A 26542-nucleotide genomic window follows, 5' to 3' on the forward strand; every position below is an offset into this window, starting at 1 on the left:
GCTCCGCAGTCAGTCCTCCAGCAGGTGCAACTGATCCTTCGTATCCAGGTCTTCGCCGGAGCAGAGGTCACTGCAATCCACCAGGTCCACCAAACCCGGATGCGCCTTGAGGAAAGACCGCGCACCCGTGTCACCATTCGCGGCTTCCGCCGCTTGGGATCGGAGCCCGACGTCGATAATCACCGGGTGCCGACGCTTAAGGCGGCCTGATTCGTCAGGGTATGCGGCTGCCGTAACCCGGCCTGGACGGTGGCTTCCCAGCAACCTGCTGACCGCCGTCGGGGTTAGTCCGGGCTGATCCACCAGAGCCACCATGATGCTGTGTCCCGGCGAGGCCGCCTCGATTCCTGCGCGGAAAGAACCGGCCATGCCCTTGGCCCAGTTTTCGTTCTCGACCACGGTGTACGTCCGTAGATCCGTGGTGCTTCGAACGCGGTCCGCCTCGGCCCCAACAACAACCACCACCTCGCGGCAGCCGCCGTCGAACAGCGTGTCGGCCAGCACTTCTACCAGCGTGCGGCCGCGGTAGGGGAGCAGCGCTTTCGGTCCGCGGCCCAAGCGCGTACCAGCCCCTGCGGCAAGCAGGACGCCCGTAGTGGGCGCCACGCCGGATTCAGTCATATCCTCACGATACGCGCGGGCATGCACGCGGTCTGTAGCTCCCTCAGAGCTTTCCGGGACATCTACCAAAATCGGTTGCAAACTACTCCTCAGTAGGTCTGTTGGTAGGTTCCGGCGGCCATTATTGTCGGTAGGGAATTGTTCAAATCAGCTCTAATGCAATGATGCGTGGAGGAAAAGGGGAAGATGGCGGGCAGTTTCGAAATACTCAAGGCCGGGACGAACACGTTCAGGTTCCGACTCACAGCCGATGACGGCACAGTTGTGGCAGTGTCGCCACAGTTTCCCAATTTGAAGGCCGTCGTGGCCGGTATCAACGCAGTCCGCGAAAACGCGGCAACCGGATTCGTCGTAGACCGGAGGAATCTGGGCACCTGAGCCTTCCCGGTAATACCGCAAATACAGTTGGCGGCAGTGTTCTTCACGAACACTGCCGCCAACTGTATTTCTGCCCCGTTATCCCTGGGTTGTCAGGCGTCGCCGCCTGCTCCGCCAGTGGTGCCGGCGTTCACATCGTGCAGCTTGTAGCGGTCAATAGCGTACGACGGCGCGCCCTCCTCGACTTCGCCCCTTGCCGCCAGTAACTGGAGGGTTTTGGCGACGATGGAGTGGGTGTCGTTTTTGAAGTAGCGGCGGGCGGCTTGGCGGGTGTCGGAGAAGCCGAAGCCGTCTGCTCCGAGGGAGGCGAAGTCGTTGGGGATGAATTGGCGGATTTGGTCGGGGACGGCTTTCATGTAGTCGGACACGGCGATGACGGGTCCGGTGGTGCCGGCGAGTTGTTCGGTGATGAACGGGGTGCGGGCGGGTTGGCCGGGGTTGAGGAAGGCGTGTTCTTCGGCGGCGAGTCCGTCGCGGCGGAGTTCGTTCCAGGACGTCACGGACCAGACTTCGGCGGCGACTCCCCAGTCTTCGGCGAGGATCCGGGCTGCTTCGATGGCCCAGGGCACGGACACGCCGGAGGCGAGGATGTTCGCGGTGGGCCTGGTGTCCCCGGTGGTGTTTTCCGGGGCGGGGGCGAGGCGGTAGATGCCTTTGAGGAGCCCGTTGATGTCCAGGTTCCCGGGTTCGGCGGGTTGGGTGATGGGTTCGTTGTAGACGGTGAGGTAGTACATCACGTTTTTATCGGATGCGGTGCCGGTGCCGTCGTTGTCGGGTCCGTACATTTCTTCGAGGCCGTGGCGGATGATGTGGCCGATTTCGTAGCCGTAGGCGGGGTCGTAGGTTTTCACGGCGGGGTTGGTGGAGGCCAGGATGGGGGAGTGCCCGTCGGCGTGTTGGAGTCCTTCGCCGGTGAGGGTGGTGCGTCCTGCGGTGGCGCCGATGATGAAGCCGCGGGTCATTTGGTCCGCGGCGGCCCAGAAGGAATCTCCGGTGCGTTGGAAGCCGAACATGGAGTAGAACACGTAGATCGGGACCAGGGGTTCGCCGTGGGTGGCGTACGCGGTTCCGGCGGCGGTGAACGCTGCGACGGCGCCGGCTTCGTTGATGCCGGGGTGGATCAGTTGCCCGGCGGGGGATTCCTTGTAGGCCAGGACGAGGTCCCGGTCCACGGAGAGGTAGTTCTGGCCCTTGGGGTTGTAGATTTTCGCGGTCGGGAAGAACGCGTCCATGCCGAAGGTCCGGGATTCGTCCGGGACGACCGGCACGAACCGGGCCCCGAAGTTCTTATCCCGCATCAGGTCCTTCAACAACCGGACGAACGCCATGGTGGTCGCGGCTTGTTGTTTGCCGGAGCCGCGTTTGGCGACCTCGTAGGATTTGGCTTCGGGCAGGGTGATCTCGGTGTGGGTGCGGCGGCGTTCGGGCACGAACCCGCCAAGTTCTGCCCGGCGTTCCATCAGGTATTTGATTTCTGGGGCGTCCATGCCGGGGTGGTAGTACGGGGGCCGGTAGAGGTCCGCGTCGAGCTGGTCATCGCTGATGGGGATGCGCAGGTGGTCACGGAAGGCTTTGAGGTCTTCCATGGTCAGCTTTTTCATCTGGTGGGTCGCGTTGCGGCCTTCGAAGTGCGGGCCCAGGCCGTAGCCCTTGACGGTTTTGGCCAGGATCACGGTGGGTTTGCCCTTGAACTCGACCGCTGCCTTGTACGCGGCGTAGACCTTGCGGTAATCGTGCCCGCCGCGTTTGAGGCCCCAGATCTGTTCGTCGGTCAGGTCAGCGACCATGTCCTTGGTCTGCGGGGACTTGCCGAAGAAGTGGTCCCTGACGAACCCGCCGGACTCGGCCTTGTAGGTCTGGTAGTCACCATCGGGGGTTTCGTTCATGATTTTCACCAACGCCCCGTCGGTGTCGTTTTCCAGGAGGGTGTCCCATTCCCGGCCCCAGACGACCTTGATCACGTTCCAGCCCGCACCGCGGAAGAACGCCTCGAGCTCCTGCATGATCTTGCCGTTGCCGCGCACCGGCCCGTCCAGGCGCTGGAGGTTGCAGTTGATCACGAAGTTCAGGTTGTCCAGGTTCTCATTCGCTGCCAGTTGCAGCAGGCCACGGGACTCGGGCTCGTCCATTTCCCCGTCGCCCAAAAACGCCCAGACCTGCTGCTCGGAAGTGTCCTTGATGCCGCGGTTGTGCAGGTACCGGTTGGACTGGGCCTGGTAGATCGCGTTCATCGGACCGATGCCCATCGACACGGTGGGGAATTCCCAGAAGTCCGGCATCAACCTTGGGTGCGGGTAGGAGGACAGGGCGTGGCCTTGTTTGGACTTTTCCTGACGGAACCCGTCCAGGTCCTCCTCGGAGAGCCGGCCTTCCATGAACGCCCGGGCGTACATGCCCGGGGACGCGTGGCCCTGGAAGAACACCTGGTCCCCGCCGGAGGGGTGGTCCTTGCCGCGGAAGAAATGGTTGAACCCGACCTCGTACAGGGTCGCCGCGCCGGCATAGGTGGAAATATGCCCGCCTACCCCGATATCGGCCCGCTGCGCACGGTGGACCATGACCGCGGCGTTCCAGCGCATGTACGCACGGTACCGGCGCTCGAACTCCTCGTTCCCCGGGAATTCTGCTTCCTGGTCCACCGGGATCGTGTTCACATAATCGGTGGTCGTCACCATCGGCACACCCACCGACCGGGCACCGGCACGCTGCAACAACGAACGCATAATGTACTGGGCACGCTCCGTGCCCTGCTCCGCGATCAACGCATCAAGGGACTCAATCCACTCCGCGGTCTCTTCCGGATCACGATCAGGCAGCTGGGCAGTCAACCCGCTGAGGATGTGTGAGGTCTCTTCTCCTGCAGCCACGTCCAACCTCTCTTCATTGAATGTCTGGGCGCTTGCTCTGTGGGGGCGCTCATGGAATTTCGTATTGTGAGAATAAAATTCTGCAATTCGAGATTACGTCTGCCGATAGGCAGCGTCAACACGGATTACGTAACCGCAACAGTCAACTGGGAAACAGGTGGCCAATCAACCGAATGTGACCCTCCATACACTTGTGACGCCTTGACGTGACGTGACCTGCGTCATAGAGTAATTTCACTATTCAATAACTTGTTTCCGCTCTGTGGAAACAGTACGAAGTGGAGATCCACGATGCAGACGACTTCATCAGTCGGCGTCACTGAGACTCCGGGAGACACAACAGCAGGTGGGCCCAACCACCCGGCCGTGGGTAACACGGACCTTTGCGCTATTGCTTCCGAAGCCGCAGGCCGTACCATCAGCCCCAGTCTTTACAACATTGACCTCGCACCCACCAAGGCCGCAGGCCGTAAGTGGACCAGCTACAGCATCTTTACCCTCTGGGCCAATGACGTCCACAGCCTGGGTAACTATGCCTTTGCCATTGGTTTGTTCTCGCTCGGGCTAGGCGGCTGGCAGATCCTGGTGGCACTGGGAATTGGGGCCACCCTGCTCTTCGCCCTCTTGAACTTCTCCGGATTCATGGGCCAGAAGACCGGCGTTCCCTTCCCCGTCATGAGCCGCATCAGCTTCGGCATCCGCGGTGCCCAGATCGCCAGCCTCGTCCGTGGCGCCGTGGCTGTCGCCTGGTTCGGGATCCAGACATACCTGGCATCTGTAGTGCTTCGCGTCATGCTCGTTGCCATGGCCCCGGGCCTGAAGGATCTGGACAGCAACTCGATCCTGGGCCTTTCAACGCTGGGCTGGCTCTCCTTCGTGGCGCTCTGGATAGTTCAGCTGGTCATCGTCAGCTTCGGCATGGAAATGATCCGTAAATATGAGGCCTTCGCAGGTCCCATCATCCTGGTGACCATGGCCGCGATTGCCGTGTGGGTCTTCATCGAGGCCGGCGGAGCCATCCAGTGGAGCGGCATCAAGGGACTCGAGGGTGCGGACATGTGGCTCACCATCTTCGCCGGTGGGGCATTGTGGGTTTCCATCTACGGAACGTTCGTCCTGAACTTCTGCGACTTCACCAGGTCCTCCGTCTCCAAGAAGTCCATCGTCAAGGGCAACTTCTGGGGCATCCCCATCAACATGCTGGTATTCGGCGCAATCGTGGTGGTCATGGCGGGTGGGCAGTACAAGATCAACGGGACAGTCATCGAAAGCCCGTCGGACATCGTCCAGAGCATCCCTAATACTCTGTTGCTTGTCCTGGCTTGCCTTGCCCTGCTGATCCTGACCATCGCCGTGAACCTGATGGCCAACTTCGTAGCACCCGTCTACGCACTGACCAACCTCTTCCCGCGGCACCTGAACTTCCGTAAAGCGGCGTGGGTCAGCGGCACTATCGGTTTGATCATCCTGCCGTGGAACCTCTACAACAACCCGATCGTGATCGTGTACTTCCTCGGTGGCCTGGGGGCCCTGCTCGGCCCGCTGTTCGGAGTGGTCATGGCCGATTACTGGCTGGTCCGTCGAGGCAAGGTCAACGTCCCAGAGCTTTACACCGATGATCCCAAGGGCGCGTACTTCTACAAGCGGGGCGTGAACCCCAAGGCCATCGTTGCCATGCTCCCCGCAGCTGCCTTGGCCATTGCCATCGCCTTTATTCCAGGCCTGGCTCCCGCGGCACCCTTCGCGTGGTTCATCGGAGCCGGCGTCGCCGCACTCACGTACTTCGCTGTTGCTGACAAAAAGCAGGCCCACGAGGACGTCTCCGGCGAACCCATCGCGGTCGCCAGCACCCACTGATACAGAGGAAACCATGCGCATCCTTGTCGCAAACGTGAACACTACCCAGTCCATGACCGATTCCATCGCAGCCCAGGCCAGGGCTGTTGCCGCCCCCGGCACGGAGATCATTGGCATCACTCCACGCTTTGGCGCCGATTCCTGCGAGGGCAACTTCGAGAGCTACCTTGCCGCCATCGCCGTCATGGATGCGGTGGTCAACTATCCAGAACCCTTCGACGCCGTTATCCAGGCAGGCTATGGCGAACACGGCCGCGAGGGGTTGCAGGAACTCCTCGATGTCCCAGTCGTCGATATCACCGAGGCTGCTGCCAGCACCGCGATGTTCCTTGGCCATAAGTACTCCGTGGTTACTACTTTGGACCGTGCCGTCCCCTTGATTGAGGACCGCCTCAAGCTTGCCGGGCTGGACGCGCGCTGCGCCTCGGTCCGCGCCAGCGGGATGGCCGTACTGGAACTTGAGGAACATCCGGACCGCGCCGTTGAAGCGATCGTGGGCCAGGCCGAGCAAGCTGTCCTGCGGGACAAGGCCGAGGTGATCGTGCTCGGCTGCGGTGGCATGGCTGGCCTCGACGAGCAGGTCCGGCAGCGCACCGGCGTGCCCGTTGTTGATGGTGTGGCTGCGGCCGTCACCATCGCTGAATCCTTGGTCCGGCTCGGCCTCACCACGTCCAAAGTCCGCACCTATGCAACGCCGCGTCCGAAGACTGTCATAGGCTGGCCGATAACAGCAGCCCAACCGACAGCTGCCCAGCCCACCGCTGAGCCGTCCGCAGAGGCCATGCTCTGACGCTCCGCTGAGTAGTTGAAGGCGATTCCCTGAAAGGCACCACATGACTGACCCACGCCCGCCCGCAGACCCGAGGGTCGCCGTCGTGACCGGTGCAGGTTCCGGCATTGGGCGGGCCGTAGCCCGGCTCATGCTCGCCGATGGTTACCGTGTGGCGTTGGCAGGGCGTCGCGAAGCGCAGTTGCTGGAGACCGCGGACAACCATCCGGACGCCCTGGCGGTGCCATGCGATGTGACAGAGCCCGACGACGTCGCGCGCCTTTTCGCTGCCGTTCGCCAGCGCTGGGGCCGGGTTGATGTGCTGTTCAACAACGCAGGCATCTTCGGACCAGCCGGGGACGTTGGCGAGATCGACGTCGATGAGTGGGAGGCCACGCTGCGCGTGAATGTCACGGGCTCCATGCTGTGTGCCGCAGAGGCCGTGAGGACCATGAAGGCCCAGGAACCTCAGGGTGGCCGAATTATCAACAACGGCTCCATTTCGGCGCATTCCCCAAGGCCCAGGTCCGTGGCTTACACGGTGACCAAGCATGCGATGACCGGACTGACAAAGAGCATCGAGCTCGACGGCCGTGGTTTTGGCATCACCTGTGGCCAGATCGATATCGGGAATACCCGCACCGAGATCATGGACACCATCGGAGTCGGCTCGGGTGCCTTGCAGGCCGATGGGAGCCGCAAGGTGGAGCCGATGTTCCCCGTGGAGGATGCTGCCCGTGCTGTGCTGATGATGGCCAACATGCCGGCATCGGCCAACGTTGGTTCCCTGGTGGTGACAGCCGCGGGCATGCCGTTCATAGGCCGCGGCTAGCATCAAAGCACCGCCCCAAACCGTGGGCCCGTGCCGCCACCACCCACTTTGCTTTTCGAATGCCCGTGACACGCCTGCAGGAGGGTGTGTCACGGGCATTTCTGCGTCAAAGAAGGTGGGGGACGCACCAACATCCAAGCTCCAAACCGAATGTGACTTTCCGCAATATGGAAATTCAATTTCCCCTTGCGGAATGATGTGAGCGGGCTTACATTTGAAAACAACCCCCAAATGTGGGGCTGTTCCCAACTGATTGGTTCAGATCAATGAAGATCCCAGACTCTGCGGCGCTGAAGGCGAGTTCGGCCCCGCTGAAGAAGAAGCCACTGTATAAGTCGCTCTTTTTTCAAATCCTGATCGCCGTCGTCGCAGGTGTGCTCATCGGTCATTTTTGGCCGAACCTCGGGTCCACCCTCCGGCCGCTGGGTGATGGATTCATTCAACTCATCAAGATGATCATCGCCCCGCTGATTTTCCTCGTGATCGTCACGGGCATCTCGGCAGTCGGCGACGTCAAGGCGGTCGGAAGGGTCGGGGTCAAAGCACTCCTCTACTTCACCTGCGCCACCCTCTTCGCCCTGGTCTTCGGACTCATCGTGGGCAACATCGTCCAGCCCGGTGCCGGCCTGAACATCGATCCCTCCACGCTTTCCCAGGAAGCCGTGGACGCAAAGACCGGCCACGCGGTTCCCAAGGACGCGGCGGCCTTCCTGCTGGACGTCATCCCCACCAGTGTGATCGGCGCCTTCGCCAACAACAGCCTGCTGCAGGTGCTTTTCTTCTCCGTCTTCTTCGGTGCCGCGATCGTGGTCATCGGTCGCCAGCGCTGCCTGCCGGTGATCAGCCTCATGGAGACTGTTCTGGAGCTGATCTTCAAGATCATGTCCTGGATCATGAAGGTTGCTCCCATCGGTGCTTTCGGCGCAATGGCCTTCATCATCGGCCAATACGGGCTAGGCACGCTCGGCACGTATGCGCTTCTCATCGCATCCTGCTACGGAGCCGCTGTCGTCTTTATCGGCCTGCTGTTCCTGGTGGCCTGGGGCTTCGCCCGCGTTCCGCTGTGGCACTTCCTGAAATACACCCGCGAGGAATTCCTGCTCGCGCTTGGCACTGCTTCCACGGAAGCGGTCATGCCGCGCATCATGACCAAGTTGACCAACGCCGGCTGCTCCCGGGCAACCACCGGCCTGGTGGTTCCCACCGGCTACTCGTTCAACCTTGACGGCGCAGCGATCTACCTCTCCATCTCCCTGCTGTTCCTGGCCCAGGCGTTCGGCCACCACTTGGACCTCGGCCAGCAGTTGGCCGCACTGGGTGTGCTGCTCCTGACCTCCAAAGGCATGGCGGGCGTCCCGGGCTCATCGTTCCTGGCCCTCTCGGCCACGGCTGCCGCCCTTGGCATCTTCCCGGTTGCCGGCGTAGCACTCCTCCTCGGAGCCGATCGCCTCATGGACTCCATGCGCGTCGTCGTGAACCTGCTGGGCAACTGCGTAGCCACCTTCGTTGTGGCCAAGTGGGAAGGCCAGTTCGACCGCAGCGTCATGGTCCGTGCTTTCAACGGCGAGATTACCAACGAGGATTCGGCCATCATGCTGGGCCAGGAGGAAGTGTTCGAGGAACAGGAACTCGAACGCCTCAGCGAAGGCCACCACCCCTCACCTAAATTCCGTGGTGGTCCCACAGCGGACGAAATCCCGCAATTCGAGATGAGCAAGCCCGGGCAGCCAACCACCCCGATCTGCCCCGACTAATTTCATGGTTTGTGTACAGCTGATGCCCTTACGACTTCGGTCTTGAGGGCATCAACTGTGTTTAGAAGGGAAGCAGTTCCGAGAGGTCCGCGCGCAGTCCGGACGCGGCAACGCGGCCAGCCGAAACGGCGTCTCCCCACGAGATCCGGCCGGTAACCAACTCAAGCCACGTGGCGGCGTCGCACTCTATGACGTTCGGGGGAGTGCCGCGGGTGTGGCGGGGTCCCTCCACGCACTGCGTGACGCCGAACGGGGGCACGCGGACCTCCACCGAATTTCCCGGCGCACGGGCGGTGACTTCCTCGAGCGAGTAGCGCACCGCCGTCGCAATCAAAGAGCGCGACGGCGGGGCGGCGGCCGTTTCGCCGGAGGCGCCTTCACCCGAGGGCCCGACGGCGGATTGCCAGGCTGCCAGCGCAGCGCGGCCCTCCTCGACGTCAATGCGGCGTCGTGCAACTGCCATGGTTTCTTTCCTTTATAACTAGGTGACTCAGTAACGGGCCGGCTTAGTCGAGCATCGCGGATACGGCGTGGCCCAGGCGGATCTTGCCCACGGGCCGTCCGCCGCCCAGTACGGGTTCCACGACGCGTTCCAGGACGTTGGAAACCGCGGGAATGTCCACCGCGCCACTGACCGCAAGAAGGGTCAACCCCACCAAGGACGTAGCGCGAAGATTCCCGTCCAGCATCTTGACCGCGACGGTGGCACCGGTGGACGTGGCAAGGACCAGGATGCCCTCGGCGCCAATCTTGGCAAGGATGTCCAGCTCTTCCATGACGATCGTGTTTGACTCGCCCTTGCCCTGGACCGCCCACGGGTAGTCCAACATGGAGGTGGCGATAGTCGCGGCGCGTGCGTTCGAGGAGGAATCGCCCGGTGACTTCGCCAACCGCGAATACGCCCGGGCCAGTCCAGTCAGCGAGATCGCCGCAACGGGGGCTCCGCAGCCATCAATGCCCAAATGCGAGATCGTTTCGCCGCTGTATTCCTCAATCACGGACCGCACGCGCTGCTGCAGCGGATGATTCGGCTCAAGGTAACTGCGAAGGTCCCAGCCGTTTTCCGTGCAGGCCCAGAGGAAAGCCGCGTGCTTCCCGGAACAATTGAAGGCGAGCCTGGTTTGGCCGCGCTCGGAGCGGACCAGCCAATTGCGCGCGGTTTCGTCCTGCGGCCACGCGGTGGGGCACTGAAGCTGGTCCTCGCGGACACCTGCCGCTTTGAGCATTCCCTCCACCACGTCCATGTGATCCAGTGAACCGGTGTGGCTTCCGCAGGCGACAGCCACCTGCGCGCCCCGAAGCGGAACGCCGGACTGCATGGCAGCGAGGGCCTGGAATGGTTTCAGGGTGGAGCGGGCCAGGATGGGAGCATCGATGTCACCAAGCCGGGTGACCACGCTTCCGTCACCGGCAAGGACGACGGCAGCACCGATGTGCCGGGACTCGATAAAGCCACTGCGTTCGATGACTGCCAGTTCGACGGCGGACTCAACGTTGAACGTTTCATGCGAACTCATGGGCATGAGGCCAGTCTAGGGCGCGACGGCTGTGTTCCCTGGTCACATGCGAGGTCCGGGCGCGGTCCCGGATCCAGTCATCCGTTGCCGGGGAATGACACAGCTTAGGCCCCGCGCCCTACACAAAGTACCCTTGAAGACTGTGAAGGTACTCGTCATTGGCCCAGGCGGCCGCGAACACGCCATTGTCCGCTCTCTGCTTGAAGATCCCAACGTTTCCGAGGTCCACGCGGCTCCGGGCAACGCGGGCATCAGCAAACTCGTTCCCACGCACGCAATTGACGGGAACAACCCGGAAGCCGTGTCCGCGCTCGCCACCAAGTTGGCAGTGGACCTGGTTGTCGTCGGTCCGGAGGCTCCCCTGGCCGCCGGTGTGTCCGACGCCGTCCGTGCCGCCGGGATTCCGGTCTTCGGACCCAGCAAGGAAGCAGCCCAGCTCGAAGCATCCAAGGCCTTCGCCAAGCAGATCATGGCTGAAGCCGGCGTTCCCACGGCCATGGCCCGCGTTGCCACCAACGCTGAGGAAGCCGCTGACGCCCTGGCTACGTTCGGCGCTCCGCACGTTGTTAAGGACGACGGCCTCGCCGCAGGCAAGGGCGTTGTGGTCACAAACGACCGCGAGGAAGCCCTCGCGCACGCGCAGGCGTGCTTCGACGCCGGTGGAACAGTTGTCATCGAAGAGTTCCTGGATGGCCCCGAAGTTTCCCTGTTCGTCCTCTGCGACGGCCGCACTACCGTTCCCTTGTCTCCGGCGCAGGACTTCAAGCGCATCTTCGATAATGACGAAGGCCCCAACACCGGTGGCATGGGTGCCTACACTCCGCTCGAGTGGGCTCCCGAAGGGCTGGTCCAGGAAGTTATCGACCGCGTCGCCCAGCCCACCGTGGATGAGATGGCCCGCCGCGGCACACCCTTCATCGGTGTGTTGTACTGCGGCCTCGCACTCACATCGCGGGGCACGCGCGTCATCGAGTTCAATGTGCGCTTCGGTGACCCCGAGACGCAGGCAGTCCTCGCCCGGCTCAAGACTCCGCTCGGTGCGCTGCTTCTGGCAGCTGCCAAGGGCGAACTGGACACCGCAGAGGAGCTGCGCTGGTCCAAGGACACGGCAGTCGCCGTCGTCGTGGCCGCCGAAAACTATCCGGACGCTCCCCGCACGGGCGATCGCATCCGCGGCCTGAAGAAGGTGGACGAGCTCGAAGGCGTCCATGTTGTCCACGCCGGTACCAAGCTGGACGAGGAAGGCAAAGTGGTTTCCGCCGGCGGCCGCGTCCTTGCCGTGGTCGCGCTCGGTTCCGACCTGGTGGAGGCCCGCGAAAAAGCGTACGACGGCGTTGAGCTGGTTCAGCTTGAAGGCTCACAGTTCCGTACCGATATCGGAGGCAAGGCCGCCCGCGGCGAAATCCGAGTGCCCTACGCAGCAACCGGAACCATCCCGAAAGTACAGGCCTGAGCATGACTGATTCGCTCCCCACAGGCGGTTTCAAAACCGGGACCCTGCAGCTTCCGGGCTGGACGCACGTCTATTCGGGCAAGGTTCGCGACCTCTACGTCCCAACCGATGAATCCATCACGGAAAAGGTCGGCCAGGAATGCGTACTGGTGGTTGCCAGCGACCGCATCAGCGCCTACGACCATGTCCTGAGCAGCGAAATCCCCGACAAGGGCCGCATACTGACGCAGCTCAGCCTGTGGTGGTTCGATCAGTTGGATGTTGAGCACCACGTGCTGGCGTCCACTGTTGAGGGTGGCGTTCCCGCTGCTGTCGAGGGCCGTGCCATGATCTGCAAGAAGCTGGAGATGTTCCCGGTGGAATGCATCGCCCGTGGCTACCTCACCGGTTCCGGCCTGGAGGAGTACAAGCACTCCCGCACGGTCTGCGACATCCCGCTTCCCGAGGGGCTTGTTGACGGTTCCCGCTTGGAGAAGGCACTGTTTACCCCATCTGCCAAGGCCGACGTCGGCGAGCACGACGTCAACATCACCTATGACGACGTCGTAGCCATGCTCGGTGACGACATCGCCGCCCGCCTCAGCGAACTCACGCTGAAGATCTACACCCGTGCTGAGGAGATCGCCCGCGAGCGGGGAATCATCCTTGCCGATACCAAGGTGGAGTTCGGCCTGGACACGTACACGGGCATCATCACGCTGGGTGATGAAGTCCTCACCCCGGACTCCTCCCGTTTCTGGGACGCGTCCACTTATGCGCCGGGCAAGTCGCAGCCCTCGTATGACAAGCAGTACGTGCGCGACTGGCTGACCTCGGCCGAGTCCGGCTGGGACAAGTCCTCGGATACGCCTCCGCCGGCCTTGCCCGCTGAAGTCGTGGAGCGGACCCGTGCCCGCTATGTGGAAGCTTACGAGAAACTGACGGGCCGAACCTTCGCCTAGGTAATCCAACTGAGTCGCAGTTAAGCGCGTTTTGACCCCCCTCAAAACGCGCTCAACTGCGACTTACTTGGGTTTAGCTTGCCTCGGAGTGGGCTTCGGGATGCGTTTCGGAGTGCGCTTCCGGATGTGATGCAGCAGCGCGGCGTTCCGCCAGTCGGATCTCCAGGACAGCATCCATGGCTTGCTGGACCCGGTCCGAGGCGCCGGCGGCACTGAAATCGTGCTGGGCCTCTTCCAGGTAGTGCAGGGCTTCCGTGGTTTCACCAGCTGCCTTCAAGGACTTCCCCAGCAGCAGCGAAACTTCGCCAGCCGTGTGGCGGGCCAAGACCTTGCGGTCCTTATAGATCTCGCGAAGCTTGTCCACGGCTGCCGGAATATCGCCCGTCAGGTATAGCCAGCGGGCGCGGATGAAGGCCACTTCAAGCTGGTCCGTCTTGTTTCCGCCGACGATGGATAGCGCGAGCTCGGCACGTTCAATAGCGGACAGGGTTTCGGGCTCAACTATGCCGGACGACAACCTGACTGCGGCCGATGCCTTGTTGAAACGGGCCCACAGTTCGATGTCGTTGGCGGGGGAGAGCAGCTTGGCCGCGCGCTCGTGGTGCTTGATGCCCTCCACGTAGTCGTGGCGCATGAAAGCAACGTTTCCCACCACCCACGCGACTTCGCCGGCCAGCTGGGACATGGAGTGCTCGTCCATGTGCTCGATCATGGTCAGGCAGTACTGCCACGCTTCGTCGAGCTTGCCGCTCTCCGCGAGGGCGCCGATCAGCGCTCGGTGCGCGCCGATGATCAGCGTGGATCCCTTGGGCAGCTGTTCGGACAGTTGCACTGCTTTCTTTGCATGCTCGACGGCGGTGGCCAGCTGACCCTGTCCGTGACAGACCGCGGCAAGCATCTGCCATGCCCGCACGCCCAGGCCTGCAGATTCCGTCGCCATGGGGTGTTCCAGCAAATGTTCGACAATTTGCTGGCATTCCTTGAGCTGGCCTTGCTTCATCACACACTCGGCCTGCATATAGGTCATATTCCACCAGGCGCTGTTGTTTTTCGCTTCCAGGGCGATCTGTGCGGCAGTTGCTGCGTGGCTTGCTGCGAGTTGGTAGTCGCGCAGGTCCCACGCTTGCCGGGCATACAAGCCAGCCAGCACGTACTCCGCGTCGCTCACCGATACAGGTTGGCTCCAGGCCTCCAACGCCTTGGGCGCCAGCTCCAGCCTGCGTGCCAGCTCTTCGATGACCTCGGCAGTAGGCTCGCGTCGGCCTGTTTCAAGCAGCGAAATGTAGCTCGGGGAATACAGGTTTTTGCCCAGTTCTGCCTGCGTTAACCCGCGTTCGAGCCGTTCGGCACGTAGCTTCTCGCCGAATCCGTTTCCCACGGGGCCCTCCTACAGGTGTCTTTTCACCAAAACCTTGACAGTCTCTGTGGAAAACATTTTACAATGTATGTCAACAGGGACCGTGCAATTTCCGTAACGAATCCGACTCGCATTGGGGAACATTATGTTCAAGAAAATGGCCGCTTCGGTGGCCCTGGCAGGCGCTCTCGCTTTTACGGTTGCGGCTCCCGCAGTCGTCTCTGCTGCTGCAGCGGCAGACTCCGGCTCGGTAAGTGCTATTGGTAACTGGCCCGATCCTATGAGGTCCACCACCACGGTACCTACCAAGTCAGGTGACACGACGTACACGACGTCGTCCATCGGCAACTGGCCGGATCCTATGTAAATCAGTAGTTACTGAAGAAACCCCGGAGCGTGACGAGCGATGCTCCGGGGTTTTCTTTTGCCCCGGGACAGGTGCGTGGGTTTACAGACTGCGGGTGGCGACACCCATACTGAGTAGATCCGGATAAACAAAAATGGCGCCGATTTCTCGACGCCATTTTCGTGTTTGGTCGGGATGACAGGATTTGAACCTGCGACCTCTTCGTCCCGAACGAAGCGCGCTACCAAGCTGCGCTACATCCCGATCCGCTGCGAAAGCAACTGTTCAAGGATAGCTGAATCGCTGCGGGATGCGAAATCGAGGAGGGGGTGTCGCTCCTCACACGAGCGAGTCCCGCCATGCTCCGTGGAGCCGGGCAAACTGGCCACCACCAGTGATCAACTCGGCCGGTGTTCCGTCCTCAACAATCCGGCCGTCGTGGACCACCAGCACCCTGTCCGCTGTCTCCACCGTGGAAAGGCGATGGGCAATGATGATGGCGGTGCGGGCAGCGTTCTGGCCTGCAACACCCTCCAGAAGGTGGGCGAGTCCTGCCTGCACCATCCGCTCGGAAGGAATATCCAGCGAGGACGTGGCTTCGTCCAGGATCAGAACGGCAGGCGCGGCGAGGAAGGCCCTGGCGAATCCGATGAGTTGGCGCTGGCCCGACGAGACGCGGCCACCGCGCTTATTGACATCCGTGTCGTATCCATCGGGCAAACTCATGATGAACTCATGGGCGCCCACTGCTTTGGCCGCGGCCTCCACTTCAGCACGCGAAGCTTCCGGCCGGCCCAGGGCGATGTTCTCCGCCACAGAGCCGCTGAACAGGAAGGCTTCCTGGGTCACCATGACCACTGCGCGGCGAAGGTCGGTGGTAGCCAGATCGCGAAGGTCAATGCCGTCCAAAGTGATGGCGCCTGACGTGACGTCGTAGAAGCGCGCAACGAGTTTGGCAAGAGTGGATTTGCCGGCGCCTGTCTGTCCTACCAAGGCAACGGTTTGGCCAGCGGGAATGTGCAGGTCCAGCTTGGGCACAACCACCTTGCCATCGCTGTACCCGAACTGCACGCCTTTGAAGTCGATCTCGCCGCGTGAACTCTTCAGCGACACGGGGTTCTTTGGCGGCCGGACGGTGGGCACCTCTTCGAGGAGTCCTGATACTTTCTCCAGCGCCGCCTGTGCGCTCTGGAAGGAGTTGTAGAACATAGCCATCTGGTCCACCGGTTGGAAGAAGCGCTTCGTGGACAAGATGAGGGCCAGGAGGACGCCCACGGCGAGGTCACCGCTGAGCACCCTGAACCCGCCGAACAACAGGACCGCCGCCACACACACGTTGCCGATCAGTACCAGCCCCGGCTGGAAGATGCCGTTCAGGTTGATGGAACGGACAGTGTTCTTGCGGTAGTCCTCAGCCAACGCACCATAGCGGTCGGCGTTCTCGCGCTCCTTGCGGAAGGCCTTCACTGCACGGATTCCGGTCATGGTTTCCACGAAGTGCACGATCAGCCGCGCCGAAACCACCCGGGATTCCCGGAACGCGATCTGTGAATGCTTTTGGTACCAGCGCGCGAGTAAGAACATGGGCACACCCGCCGCAAGCATGATCAATCCACTGCGCCAGTCCAAGGCAAACACCGTGAATGCTGTGAAGAGCATAAACAGCATGCCCGAGGCCAGCGAACTCACGCCCGAGTCCAGCAATTCCCTCAGCGCCTCGAGGTCCGAGGTTTGACGGGCGATAATGCGACCGGACGTGTACTTCTCATGGAACTCAAGGCTCAACCGCTGGGTGTGCCTGAACACGCGGACCCGGAGGTCCAATAGCATGGCCTGGCTCAATTGGGCTGTGGACGTTACATAGAGTGCGGTCATTGCAGCGGTAGCGATGGCTGCGGCCAAGTACAACGCACCGGCGAGTACCAGGGGGCCATTGTCGCCGGCTTGCAGTGCGGGCAAAGCGGTGTCGATGCCAAACGCAATCAGAGCTGGCCCCGCCACCCGGGTGAGCTGCGAAACCACCACCATTACGATCGTCATCCAGAAACGCAAGCGCACGGGGCGGATCAGCGAGCCCAGCAAGGCGAGCGACCGGCGTCGTACTGCTTTGCTGTCGGCTTTGGTCAGGAGCGTGTTGTCCTCGTTGGCGGTTCCAAAGGTTGTGGCGCTCACCGGCGGGCCTCCTCGGCGTCTTCGAGCTCGTCCAGTTCGCTGTCCAGGTCCCTCGGACCGGTATCCAGGCTTGCGATGACGTAGCGGTAGTGGGCGTTTTCAGCCAACAGTTCCGTGTGGGTTCCGACGGCGGTGATGGTTCCGTTCTCAAGCAAGGCCACGCGGTCCGCCAGAGCCACGGTCGAAGGGCGGTGCGCGACGATCAGCGTGGTCGTCTCGTGCAGTACTTCGCGGAGGCGGGCTTCCACGCGTTCCTCGGTGTTGACATCCAAGGCCGAGAGGGGATCATCCAGGACCAAGACTTTCGGCTTCGCTGCGATGGCCCGGGCAAGGGCTATGCGCTGCCGCTGGCCACCTGAAAGGCTCAACCCTTCCTCACCAATCAGCGTGTCCACACCTTCCGGCAAAGAGTATGCGAAGTGGGCTTGGGCGACATCCAAGGCTTCATCCAGGGCTGCGTCGCTGGGTTCAGGGGAGCCGAGCAGGACGTTGTCCCGCACAGAGCTGGAGAACAGGGTGGTGTCCTCGAAAGCCACCGCAACGATCCGCCGGAGTTCCTCGATGTCGTAGTCGCGGACGTCCACGCCGTCAATCGTCACGGAGCCTTCTGTGACGTCGTAAAGACGGGGGACCAGTTGGAGCAGGGCGCTCTTGCCGCTGCCGGTGATGCCCACCAGTGCCATGGTTTCGCCGGGACGAATGTCCAGGGTGATGTCGTGCAGGAGCGTTCCGCCGTCGTCGAATCCGAAGCCCGCATGCTCAAAGCGCAGGGCGCCCTTCACCGTTGCCGGCAGCTCAGCATGATCCGGCGAGGTGATGGTGTTCTCGGTGTCCATGACTTCGAAGTGGCGGTCCAGTGCAGTCTTGGCAGTCAGCGCCATGGCCAGGAGCATGCCGGAAAATTCCACGGGAGTGGCCACCACGGCGGCGGTCGCGAAGAATGCAACCAGCGATCCGATACTCAGCTGCCCGCTTGCCGCGAGCATGATGCCCACCACCAGGCCGACGCCCAGCGCCAGCTCAGGCAGCAACGTGACCACCAGCGTGAAGCCGGCTTGCTGCTTCGCCTTGGCAATCTCTGTCTGCCGTAGCTCTTCTGCCTGGCCGTTGAAATTCTCCAGCGCTTCGCGGCTGCGGCCGAAAGCCTTCAGGACGCGGATGCCGTGGACGGACTCTTCCACAGTGGTGGCAAGATCACCGGCCTGGTCCTGGCTGAGGCGCGTGACCAGGCTGAAGCGACGGCGGAAGCGGAACGAATTGACCATGATCGGCACAGCCGCGCCGAGGAAAATCAACGCCAGTTGCCAACTCATGGAGAACATGACTCCGACGCCGATGATCACTGTCAACGTGGTGACCACCAGCATGATCGCGCCGAACGCCATCCAGCGGCGCAGAAAACTCAAGTCCGTCATGGCGCGGGACAGCAACTGCCCGGAACCCCAGCGGTCATGGAAAGACACTGTGAGTTGCTGGAGGTGACCATACAGCGATACGCGCATCCTCGTCTCAACCGTCGTGGCCGGGTTGATCACGAACTGCCGCCGCAAGGCCACCAGTCCGGCTTCAGCCACACCAAGCGCAAGAATCACGACGGCGGCAATCCAGACAGCGCCTGCGTCACCGCCCGGTTGAAGCGAGGTGTTGACCAATACACGCAACACCTGAGGAATGGTCAGTGCGACGATGCTGGCGAGCAGGGCGCAGAGGAGGCCCATGAAAAGCCGGGGGAGGATGGGCCGCACATGAGGGTACAGGCGGCCGACGGATGTGAAGAATGACGTTTGTTTGGACATGCCCGCTTCTCAACAGCTGGATCTTCAGATGGTGCAGAGGTAGTTTCCCGTAGCAACTACCCTATGCCATGCCGTGATTCGTTTCACAGGACCACACTTTGCTATGTGGAAAGTTCCCCAGTTATTGAGATTCGTAATGGTCCGTGCGTTTAGCTTGCCGTCGCGTTTTGTTGAAGACGGTGAGCGTCAGCTGCGGGCCGTGAGCGTCAGCAGGACCGCTTCGGGGCGGCATGCGATCCGGACCGGGGCGTAGCGCGAGGTGCCGATGCCGCCCGAGACGTTGACCGGCGTCGTGAATCCGTCGCTTTCCCAATCGTGGAGGCCCTTGGCGCGCCATGTCGGGAGGTCGCAGTTGGAGACGAGAGCGCCGTAACCGGGGATGCAAATCTGGCCGCCGTGGGTATGTCCGGCGAGGATCAGATCCGCCTCGGCTTCCGTGAAATGATCCAGCACCCGCTGGTACGGCGCATGGATGACGGCGACCTTCAGGTGCGGACGGGCATCCTGGTTCACGGTGCCGCGCGGCCAACCGGCATAACGTTCGCGCTTCAAGTGCGGATCATCGACGCCCGAAAAATCGAAACGCAGGCCATTCAGCACCACCGACTGGGCTCGGTTTGTGAGGTCGATCCAGCCTCCCATGCCGAACGCAGACCGCAACCTGGGCCAGTCGAGCTTGATCGGATCGGTCCTGAGTTTCGACGGTCCGCGGAAGTAGCCGGCAGGGTTCTTGATCCTGGGTGCGTAGTAGTCGTTGGAGCCCGGGACGAAGACTCCGGGAAATTCCATGAGGGGCCGCAGGGCGGTAATCAGCGGATCGACGGCCTGTTCGTGGCTGAGGTTGTCCCCGGTGTTGACTACAAGATCGGGCTTCAAATCCACCAAAGACTGCAGCCACTGGGTTTTCTTGTCCTGTCCCGGAACGAAATGGATATCGCTCAAGTGCAGTACGCGGAAGGGATCCGAACCTTCCGGGAGGATGGGGAGAGTCTCATGACGGACTCCGAACTGGTCCTTTTCCCACCAACCGTAGGCAGCAGCTGCCGCGCCCGCAGTGGCACCGAGGGCAGCAGTGACGGCGAAACCGCGCCCGATAGTGCGGACGCGGTTTGCCAGGGAATCAGGGAACTGCACGCTTAGTCCTTGCCAGGGCCGTTGCCGTTGCCATTCCCGCCATTGCCACCGTTGCCCGTGGGGGCCGTAGACGGGGCGGGATTGTTCTGCGTGGGTGCTGGCGCCGTACTGCGCTGTGGAGCAGGGCCTCCGAGGAGGTTGGACGGCGGCGCCTGGAACGGGTTGGTTCCGTATGCAGGGGCAACGGACAGCATGTAGTTGGTGAACTGCGGACCAGCAATCATGTAACCGTCAATGGACGGGTAGAACTTGCCGTTGACGGTCAGGTTACGTCCCGGACGCTTCTGGTCACCCAAGGGGTCACCGAACCAGGAAGCCGTTGCCAACCCGGTGGTGTAGCCGACGACCCAGGTGGAACCGTTGGTGTCGTTGGTACCAGTCTTGGCGGCTACCGGGAAGTTGTTTCGAGTGGAAAGAGCAGGCCGGATCAGCGAACCCGAACCGGCGTTCAAGACTTCCTGCATGGCATACGCCACTCCTCGGGCAACCTCAGGTTTGACGGCATCCTTGCAGTTGGAGGATTGGGCCGGGAGATCGGCACCGGACTGGTCTTTCACCGAGGTAATCGCGATTGGCTGGCAGTACTTGCCGTCGGCCGCAAACGTGGCGAAGGCGCTGGCCATGGTGAGAGGCGCAGTCTGGGTGGAACCAATGAGGTTACCCAGAGTGGTCATGGGCACCTTCGGATTGGGATCCGTGATCTTGCCGGTATCATCCCGTGCGGGCAATCCGCCATGGATGCCCGTCGCATCAACAATGCCCTGGATGCCACACAGGTCCAGCTGGGAAGCCGAAGCAAAGGTGGCTGTGTTGATGGAGTTCATGAGGCCGTAGAGGACCGTCATGTTTCTGTAGTAACCCTCGTCGGAGTTCTGCAGGTCGAAAGTGCCGTTCGTAGCGTCATACCAGCCAACAGTGGGCGCAGGACAGGTGTTTCTCCACCGGAAGTTCTGGGGGTACCTGCGGACCGAAGCGTTGATCGTCGTATTCATTGACTTGCCCTCGTTCAGCCATTCAGCGAACGTAAAGGGCTTCATCGTAGAACCGGGCTGGAAGCCACCAATGCCGTTGAGGTCGTTGCCCTCGGCATCGAGGACGTCCACATTGAAGTTCTGCGTCTGATCGAACTTGCCCTCTTGAGGGAGCCAAACAGTGTTCTGGGCCATGCTCACGATCTGCCCGGTGCCCGGCTGGACGGAGGTGATCGAAGCACCCCACTTGTCCGGGTTAGCGCCCGCCGTCGCATCAACCTGCTGCTGGGCAACGGTCTGTGCCGTGGGATCGAGGGTGGTTCGGATGGTAAGGCCACCACGCATGACGCGCTTCTCGCGCTCGTCCGAAGTCTCGCCGTACGCAGGGTTGTTCAAGAGCAGGTGCAGCACGTAGTCGCAGAAATACGGAGCCATGGTGGCGTACGCGCAACCCTGGCGTGCGGGAGTGACCTTGGTGGTGACAGGGGTGGCAACAGCTTCGTCGTACTCTGCCTGGCTGATCTTGCCCTGGTTCACCATGGCAGCCAGCACGAGGTCGCGGCGCTTCTTGGAGTTATCCGGGTTGGTGATCGGATCGAAGGCGGACGGGCTGTTCACCAAACCAGCCAGCAAGGCTGCCTGCGGAAGCGTCAGATCCTTGGCGGAAGTGCTGAAGAAGAACTTGGAGGCAGCTTCAATGCCGTACGCGTCACGGTTGAAGAAGACGATGTTGAGGTAGCCCTCAAGGATCTGCTCCTTGTTGAACTTCTTCTCAAGGGCAATAGCCAGCTTCATCTCGCGGAGCTTATCGCCGACGCCCTTGTTCAGGCCGTTCAGCTTGACGTCTTCGTCCTTGCCGGATGCCACCAGCGATTCGTTGATGACGTTGTTAACGTATTGCTGCGTAATGGTGGACGCGCCCTGCTTGTTACCGCGGGCGGTGCTCACGATGGCTCGCATGATGCCGGTGGTGTCGATGCCGCCGTGCTCATAAAAACGGCTGTCCTCGATAGCGATGACAGCGTCCTTGATGAACGGGCTCATTTGATCCAGCGGAACCTTGGTCCGGTTCTCGGCGTAGATCGATGCAATCGGTGTACCGTCCTTCGCCAGAATCGTTGTGTTCTGGCTCGGCGGGTCCACCTGCAGCTCTGCCGGCAGAGTGTCAAAGAACTGGATTGAACCACTTGCGGCACTGCCCGAAACGGCGGCTGCGGGGACCAAAAGGCCCGCCACCAGGACGCCACAAATCGCGCTCACGCCAAGGAAACCTAAAATCTTTCCGAGGGTGGTGGCAGTGTCGAATATGGGGTTCTTGCGAGTCACCATGTTTTCCACTTTACCGGCAAGGGCTAGGCTTTCTGTCATGACCAAATGGGAGTACGCCACGATTCCGCTCATTATCCACGCCACGAAGCAGATCCTGGACCAGTGGGGCGAGGACGGTTGGGAGCTCGTCCAGGTCGTCGGTGGACCCGATGGCAAAGGCCTTGTCGCATACCTGAAGAGGGAGAAGCAGTAACCATGACAACCCCCGCAGAAACCACGTCTGCCGCGGAATCCGGCGCTCCGACGTCGGCCGTTGAGCAGCGTCTCGCCGAGCTCGGCTTGACCCTTCCCGAGGTCGCCGCACCTGTTGCCGACTACGTACCGGCGATCGTCTCCGGCAACTACGTTTACACGTCCGGCCAGCTGCCCTTTATTAAGGGCAAACTCGAAGCTACGGGCAAGGTCTCCCTCGGCGAGTTGGGTGCCTCCGACGAGCCCACCGTCGATCCCGAGGATGCCAAGCGTTACGCCGCTGTGTGTGCGATCAACGCCCTCGCTGCCGTTAAGAGCGTCATTGGCGACCTCGACCGCATCACCCGCATGGTTAAGGTTGTCGGCTTCGTTGCGTCCGAGCCCACCTTCACGGGCCAGCCCGGCGTGATCAACGGCGCCTCCGAACTTCTCGGCCAGGTGCTGGGCGACGCCGGCAAGCACGCACGCTCCGCCGTCGGCGTTTCCGTCCTGCCGCTCGACTCTCCTGTCGAAGTCGAGCTCATCGCTGAATTCAGCTAAGGAACCGGTTCACCCAATTGCCGCAGCTTGCCCGCCGCCTGTTCGCACTCCCCCCGGCACTCGAAGGGGCGGCACGAAACTGGCTTGAGCTCGGCGAGCGGACCCCCAGGGCCGCCCGCTACGCATCATCCGTTGTCCTCTTGCGGGACTCGCCCACCGGTCTGGAGACCTGGCTTGGTTACAGGCCAGGCTCCTCACCGCTGGGTGTCGTCGCGTTCCCAGGTGGGTCCCTGGACCCGTCCGACGACGACCCCGTCGGTTGGTTGGGTCCCTCACCGCAGTATTGGGCTGAGCACATGGGAATGGACGACGTCGGACTCGCCCGCCGCCACGTGGTGGGCGCCATCCGCGAACTCTTCGAGGAAACCGGCGTCCTCCTTGCCGGCCCCGACGCTTCCTCCACGGTGGAGGCCAACTCCACGGTGGAATGGATGAAAGCCCGGGAAGCTGTGTCCAGCCAGGAAAAGTCCTTCAGCGAAGTGCTCGCCAAGCGCGGCCTTTCATTGCGCACGGACCTGCTGAAGCCCCTGGTCAACTGGCTCAGCCCCGACTTCGCGCACACCCGTTTCAACACCCGCTATTTCGCCGCTACAGTCCCCGTGAACCAGCAGCCGAGCATCCTGGGCAGCAAGGGAGTCTGGGGCCGCTGGGTGTGCGCCGCCGAAGCCATCGCCCTCCGGGAGACCACAGCCCTCGGCGACGAAATAGCCCAGGAAAACACGGCCGGACTCACCCTCGGTCAGCTCCTGGTCCCCGGGTCCGAAATCATGCTCGAAAAAATGGCCCACGCCAACGGCTGTATCGCCTACCTGAGCTACAAGCGCAAGGCCCACGTGTACCAACCCAAACTGGTGGACGAGGGTGGAGTGCTGATGCTCGAGGTCGAAGCCGCCAGGACCGTAGCCGGAGAGCCCCAGCGGGAGCGCTGAATCTGTCCCTCTCTCACATCCCGACGGGTTTTGACGGATCCTCTCTCACATCCCGACGGGTTTTGACGGACGCTCTCTCACATCCCGACGAAAAAAGCCGCCCCGGTTCATCACCAGGGCGGCTTTTTGCGAGGACAAATTAGCGCGAACGCTGGCGGAGCCGCTGCATGTCCAGAATGACGACGGCGCGCGCTTCCAGACGCAGCCAACCGCGCTGGACGAACTCGGCCAGTGCCTTGTTGACTGTTTCGCGGGAAGCGCCCACCAGCTGGGCCAGTTCTTCCTGCGTGAGTTCGTGGGCAACGAGTACGCCGTCGGTGGCGGGACGGCCGAAGCGGTCAGCCAGATCCAGAAGTGCCTTGGCGACGCGGCCCGGGACGTCCGAGAAGACGAGGTCGGACAAAGAATCGTTGGTGCGGCGAAGCCGGCGGGCGAGGGCCTGCAACAGCTGCGCGGAAACCTCGGGACGCGTACGGAGCAGCGCGTTGAGGCTTTCGTTCTTCAGTCCTGCCAGGCGCGTTTCGGAGACGGCGGTGGCCGTCGCGGTGCGGGGGCTGGGATCGAACAACGCCATTTCGCCGAAGAGTTCTCCCGGGCCGAGGATGGCCAACAGGGACTCGCGGCCATCGGGGGACGTGCGGCCGAGCTTTACCTTGCCGGAAACGATGAAGTACAGCTGGTCACCCTGGTCGCCTTCGCGGAAAACCGATGCCCCGCGTGAGAGGTCCACCTCGGTGAGTTCGTCCGTCAGCAAGCGGAATGCGTCGTCGTCAAGGGTGGCGAAGAGGGGTGCGCGGCGCAATACCTCGATGTCCATGAAATCTCCTGAATATAAGTTTCGGTCGTGGCGCTCCAGCCATTGTTTCAGAATTTTTAAGCTTCTGTGACGTACTTGGCAGGCGAAACGCTGAAACGGCGCGGTTTTTGCCCCTATCGGACCTAGTTTGAGGTGCCGTTAGACGCTCGGGGCGGTCCCGTATCGTGATGGGACTAACGGTTTCTTGTCAGGGTGCCCAACTACAATTGGCGCTACCCGGTCACAAGGAGCATTGGTGTTTGGCTTGACGATTTTGGATTTGGCATTGATCTTGATGCTGCTGTCCTACCTGATCTATGGCCTGCGCAATGGCTTCCTGGTGACACTCGGCGGAATTGCCGGTTTTGTGGTTGGCGCGATTGCTGCATTTATGGCTGTTCCTCTTGTGAGCGGCTGGGTGAGCGATAGCGGTTGGAGGCTGACCGCAACGGCGGGTGCCGCCGTCGTGCTTATTGCACTTGGCCATGGGCTGGGGACCATGATCGGACGAAAAGTCCGCCATGCGGTGCGGATTAAGCCGTTGCACGCAGCTGACCGGTTGATTGGCGGCGTGGTCAGTGTGGTGGTCGCGGCGCTGGTGATGTCCATGTTGGCGTTCAGCATCAGTTCGCTGGGCGTGCCCTTTGTCTCGCAGCAGTTGGCTGAATCGCGGGTCATTCGGTACATCGATTCCTTGACGCCGACGCCCGTCAAAACCACAATGGCCCAACTGCGATCAACGGTGATCGGCGACGGTATTCCCACGCTGATTGAGGGCTTCGGCCCAGCCACGCCGGTTCCGGTTCCCAACGAGTCCACTGACACCCCTGCCCTGAACCGCGCCGCCGAGTCCGTCCTGAAGATTGCGGGCACGGCCTTTGAATGCGGCCAGAACCAAACTGGTTCCGGATTTGTGGTGTCGCCCGGGCGCGTCGTGACCAATGCGCACGTTGTGGCGGGCGTGTCGCAGCCGGTGGTGGAGATTCCCGACGGCGGCGCGTTGCCGGGTCGGGTGGTCTATTTCGACTCCCAGCGGGACATCGCGGTGTTGGCCGTGGACGGACTTTCATCGGATCCACTTCAGCTGAGTCCAGACCTGGCAGCCGGCAGTCCCGCAGCTTTTGCGGGCTACCCGCACGGCGGTCCTTTCCAGTCCAAACCAGCAACTGTCCAGGGTGTTTCCACCATCCTGGTGCCTGACATTTATGGCAGCAATCCTTCACCGGAGTCGGTCTACAAGCTTGCGGGTGACGTCCAACCCGGTAACTCTGGAGGACCGCTGCTCACCATGCAGGGGCAGGTAGCCGGCTTGATCTTTGCCAAGACCACCACTGATGCGGCACTTGGGTTTGCACTCACGATGGAGGACATCCAGCCGGTGGCCGCACAAGCTCCAGGCCTTAGCACTCCGGTTTCGCCCGGGCAATGCACACGCAAGTAACTTTGACGGCAATTCCCGGACATTCTCCCGCCGCCTAATAGATTGGGAGCCATGACTGAAGCCACCCCCGCCACCGAAGCTGGTCGCGGCACCATTCTTGTGATCAACGGACCGAACCTTAACCTTTTGGGCACCAGGGAGCCCGAGAAGTACGGCACTTCCACCCTCGCCGACGTCGAGCAGTTGGCTATGTCGGCGGCGGCCGCCCATGGCTTCACGGTGGACTGCGTTCAGTCCAACCACGAAGGGGACCTCCTCGACGCTATCCATGCGGCGCGCGGAACCGCGGCGGGAATTGTCATCAATGCCGGGGCCTTCACCCACACGTCAGTGGCACTTCGTGATGCTCTGGCCGCAGTTCAGCTGCCGTCGGTAGAAGTACATATCACCAACGTTCATCAGCGCGAAGAGTTCCGGCACCACTCCTACTTGTCCGGTGTGTGCAACGCGATCATCGTCGGCGCGGGCGTGCTTGGGTACAAGCTGGCCATCGATTACCTGGCTGAAACGGCGTAGTGCGGCGGACCTGAGAGAAGGATCCCCGGAAGCC

The 26542-nt window shown here is 62.0% G+C and carries 23 protein-coding genes and 1 tRNA gene; 13 read left to right on the forward strand and 11 right to left on the reverse strand.

The genetic code is table 11. From position 1 onward, the window contains the following. Positions 1-9: 9 nt before the first annotated feature. Positions 10-648: a nicotine blue oxidoreductase gene (gene nboR, locus ACTAQJ_RS20845; RefSeq protein WP_431120315.1), complete on the reverse strand. Its 639-nt coding sequence runs from the start codon at positions 646-648 to the stop codon at positions 10-12. A 159-nt stretch (positions 649-807) separates the two neighbouring features. Between nboR and ACTAQJ_RS20850 the strand changes: the two genes are divergently transcribed. Continuing rightward, the gene (locus ACTAQJ_RS20850) at positions 808-999 is read left to right on the forward strand and encodes a YegP family protein (protein ID WP_223934473.1); all 192 of its coding nucleotides are present in this window, start codon (positions 808-810) and stop codon (positions 997-999) included. A gap of 92 nt (positions 1000-1091) precedes the next feature. Here the strand turns inward: ACTAQJ_RS20850 and aceE are convergent, their stop codons facing one another. After that, complete coding sequence (gene aceE / locus ACTAQJ_RS20855) at positions 1092-3866, reverse strand: pyruvate dehydrogenase (acetyl-transferring), homodimeric type (RefSeq protein WP_498699067.1); 2775 nt, start codon at positions 3864-3866, stop codon at positions 1092-1094. 291 nt (positions 3867-4157) lie between these two features. Here aceE and ACTAQJ_RS20860 point away from each other — a divergent pair, with 291 nt between their 5' ends. The 4 genes from ACTAQJ_RS20860 (at position 4158) to ACTAQJ_RS20875 (ending at position 9078) form a co-directional block, all read left to right on the forward strand. Further along, positions 4158-5723 carry an NCS1 family nucleobase:cation symporter-1 gene (locus tag ACTAQJ_RS20860; protein WP_498699071.1) on the forward strand — a complete coding sequence of 522 codons (1566 nt, stop codon included), beginning with the start codon at positions 4158-4160 and terminating at the stop codon, positions 5721-5723. Positions 5724-5736: 13 nt separating this feature from the next. After that, on the forward strand, positions 5737-6513 hold the full coding sequence (locus ACTAQJ_RS20865) for an aspartate/glutamate racemase family protein (protein WP_498699075.1): 777 nt from the start codon (positions 5737-5739) through the stop codon (positions 6511-6513). 43 nt (positions 6514-6556) lie between these two features. Continuing rightward, a complete protein-coding gene (locus ACTAQJ_RS20870) occupies positions 6557-7324 on the forward strand; it encodes an SDR family oxidoreductase (protein ID WP_498699078.1) in 768 nt (255 codons plus the stop codon). 266 nt (positions 7325-7590) lie between these two features. Then, on the forward strand, positions 7591-9078 hold the full coding sequence (locus ACTAQJ_RS20875; protein WP_431116604.1) for a cation:dicarboxylate symporter family transporter: 1488 nt from the start codon (positions 7591-7593) through the stop codon (positions 9076-9078). Positions 9079-9139: 61 nt separating this feature from the next. Here the strand turns inward: ACTAQJ_RS20875 and ACTAQJ_RS20880 are convergent, their stop codons facing one another. Together ACTAQJ_RS20880 and ACTAQJ_RS20885 are read right to left on the reverse strand one after the other, a co-directional pair. Continuing rightward, positions 9140-9541, reverse strand: a complete 402-nt coding sequence (locus tag ACTAQJ_RS20880; protein WP_498699081.1) for a sterol carrier family protein — start codon at positions 9539-9541, stop codon at positions 9140-9142. 43 nt (positions 9542-9584) lie between these two features. Further along, positions 9585-10601: an asparaginase gene (locus tag ACTAQJ_RS20885; RefSeq protein ID WP_224088869.1), complete on the reverse strand. Its 1017-nt coding sequence runs from the start codon at positions 10599-10601 to the stop codon at positions 9585-9587. 88 nt (positions 10602-10689) lie between these two features. Between ACTAQJ_RS20885 and purD the strand changes: the two genes are divergently transcribed. Then, complete coding sequence (purD, locus tag ACTAQJ_RS20890; protein ID WP_498699085.1) at positions 10690-12048, forward strand: phosphoribosylamine--glycine ligase; 1359 nt, start codon at positions 10690-10692, stop codon at positions 12046-12048. Positions 12049-12050: 2 nt separating this feature from the next. Further along, entirely contained in the window at positions 12051-12989 is a 939-nt protein-coding gene (locus ACTAQJ_RS20895; RefSeq protein ID WP_498699088.1) for a phosphoribosylaminoimidazolesuccinocarboxamide synthase, read from the forward strand. Positions 12990-13062: 73 nt separating this feature from the next. On the opposite strand, the gene ACTAQJ_RS20900 is transcribed toward ACTAQJ_RS20895, so the two are convergent. Beyond that, on the reverse strand, positions 13063-14367 hold the full coding sequence (locus ACTAQJ_RS20900; RefSeq protein WP_431116600.1) for a helix-turn-helix domain-containing protein: 1305 nt from the start codon (positions 14365-14367) through the stop codon (positions 13063-13065). Between the two features lie 124 nt (positions 14368-14491). Here ACTAQJ_RS20900 and ACTAQJ_RS20905 point away from each other — a divergent pair, with 124 nt between their 5' ends. Beyond that, a complete protein-coding gene (locus ACTAQJ_RS20905; protein ID WP_224165320.1) occupies positions 14492-14713 on the forward strand; it encodes a hypothetical protein in 222 nt (73 codons plus the stop codon). Between the two features lie 166 nt (positions 14714-14879). On the opposite strand, the gene ACTAQJ_RS20910 is transcribed toward ACTAQJ_RS20905, so the two are convergent. The 5 genes from ACTAQJ_RS20910 to ACTAQJ_RS20930 form a co-directional block, all read right to left on the reverse strand. Further along, positions 14880-14956 (reverse strand) — tRNA-Pro (locus ACTAQJ_RS20910). A gap of 75 nt (positions 14957-15031) precedes the next feature. After that, complete coding sequence (locus ACTAQJ_RS20915; protein ID WP_498699091.1) at positions 15032-16864, reverse strand: ABC transporter ATP-binding protein; 1833 nt, start codon at positions 16862-16864, stop codon at positions 15032-15034. Further along, positions 16861-18660, reverse strand: a complete 1800-nt coding sequence (locus tag ACTAQJ_RS20920) for an ABC transporter ATP-binding protein (RefSeq protein WP_498699094.1) — start codon at positions 18658-18660, stop codon at positions 16861-16863. Before ACTAQJ_RS20920 ends, ACTAQJ_RS20915 begins: the two co-directional genes overlap by 4 nt. A gap of 186 nt (positions 18661-18846) precedes the next feature. Beyond that, positions 18847-19794, reverse strand: coding sequence for a metallophosphoesterase (locus tag ACTAQJ_RS20925; RefSeq protein WP_498699095.1), 948 nt, complete (start codon positions 19792-19794; stop codon positions 18847-18849). A gap of 2 nt (positions 19795-19796) precedes the next feature. Next, on the reverse strand, positions 19797-22133 hold the full coding sequence (locus tag ACTAQJ_RS20930) for a transglycosylase domain-containing protein (protein WP_498699098.1): 2337 nt from the start codon (positions 22131-22133) through the stop codon (positions 19797-19799). Here ACTAQJ_RS20930 and sp36 point away from each other — a divergent pair. Genes sp36 through ACTAQJ_RS20945 form a run of 3 tightly spaced genes read left to right on the forward strand, consistent with a single transcriptional unit; the run spans position 22132 to position 23755 of the window. Then, complete coding sequence (gene sp36 / locus ACTAQJ_RS20935) at positions 22132-22287, forward strand: Sp36 family protein (protein ID WP_011775990.1); 156 nt, start codon at positions 22132-22134, stop codon at positions 22285-22287. The two genes, ACTAQJ_RS20930 and sp36, sit on opposite strands and share 2 nt — an antisense overlap. Before the next feature lie 2 nt (positions 22288-22289). Then, positions 22290-22826 (forward strand): RidA family protein, encoded by a 537-nt coding sequence (locus ACTAQJ_RS20940; RefSeq protein ID WP_498699100.1) that lies wholly within the window; start codon positions 22290-22292, stop codon positions 22824-22826. 17 nt (positions 22827-22843) lie between these two features. After that, complete coding sequence (locus tag ACTAQJ_RS20945) at positions 22844-23755, forward strand: NUDIX hydrolase (RefSeq protein ID WP_498699103.1); 912 nt, start codon at positions 22844-22846, stop codon at positions 23753-23755. A 139-nt stretch (positions 23756-23894) separates the two neighbouring features. On the opposite strand, the gene ACTAQJ_RS20950 is transcribed toward ACTAQJ_RS20945, so the two are convergent. After that, complete coding sequence (locus ACTAQJ_RS20950; protein ID WP_011775987.1) at positions 23895-24572, reverse strand: Crp/Fnr family transcriptional regulator; 678 nt, start codon at positions 24570-24572, stop codon at positions 23895-23897. A 235-nt stretch (positions 24573-24807) separates the two neighbouring features. Here ACTAQJ_RS20950 and ACTAQJ_RS20955 point away from each other — a divergent pair, with 235 nt between their 5' ends. Together ACTAQJ_RS20955 and aroQ are read left to right on the forward strand one after the other, a co-directional pair. After that, on the forward strand, positions 24808-25992 hold the full coding sequence (locus ACTAQJ_RS20955; RefSeq protein ID WP_498699106.1) for a MarP family serine protease: 1185 nt from the start codon (positions 24808-24810) through the stop codon (positions 25990-25992). A gap of 51 nt (positions 25993-26043) precedes the next feature. Further along, a complete protein-coding gene (gene aroQ, locus ACTAQJ_RS20960; RefSeq protein WP_431116592.1) occupies positions 26044-26508 on the forward strand; it encodes a type II 3-dehydroquinate dehydratase in 465 nt (154 codons plus the stop codon). Positions 26509-26542: the final 34 nt, after the last annotated feature.

It is taken from the genome of Arthrobacter sp. alpha11c, from assembly GCF_054149985.1.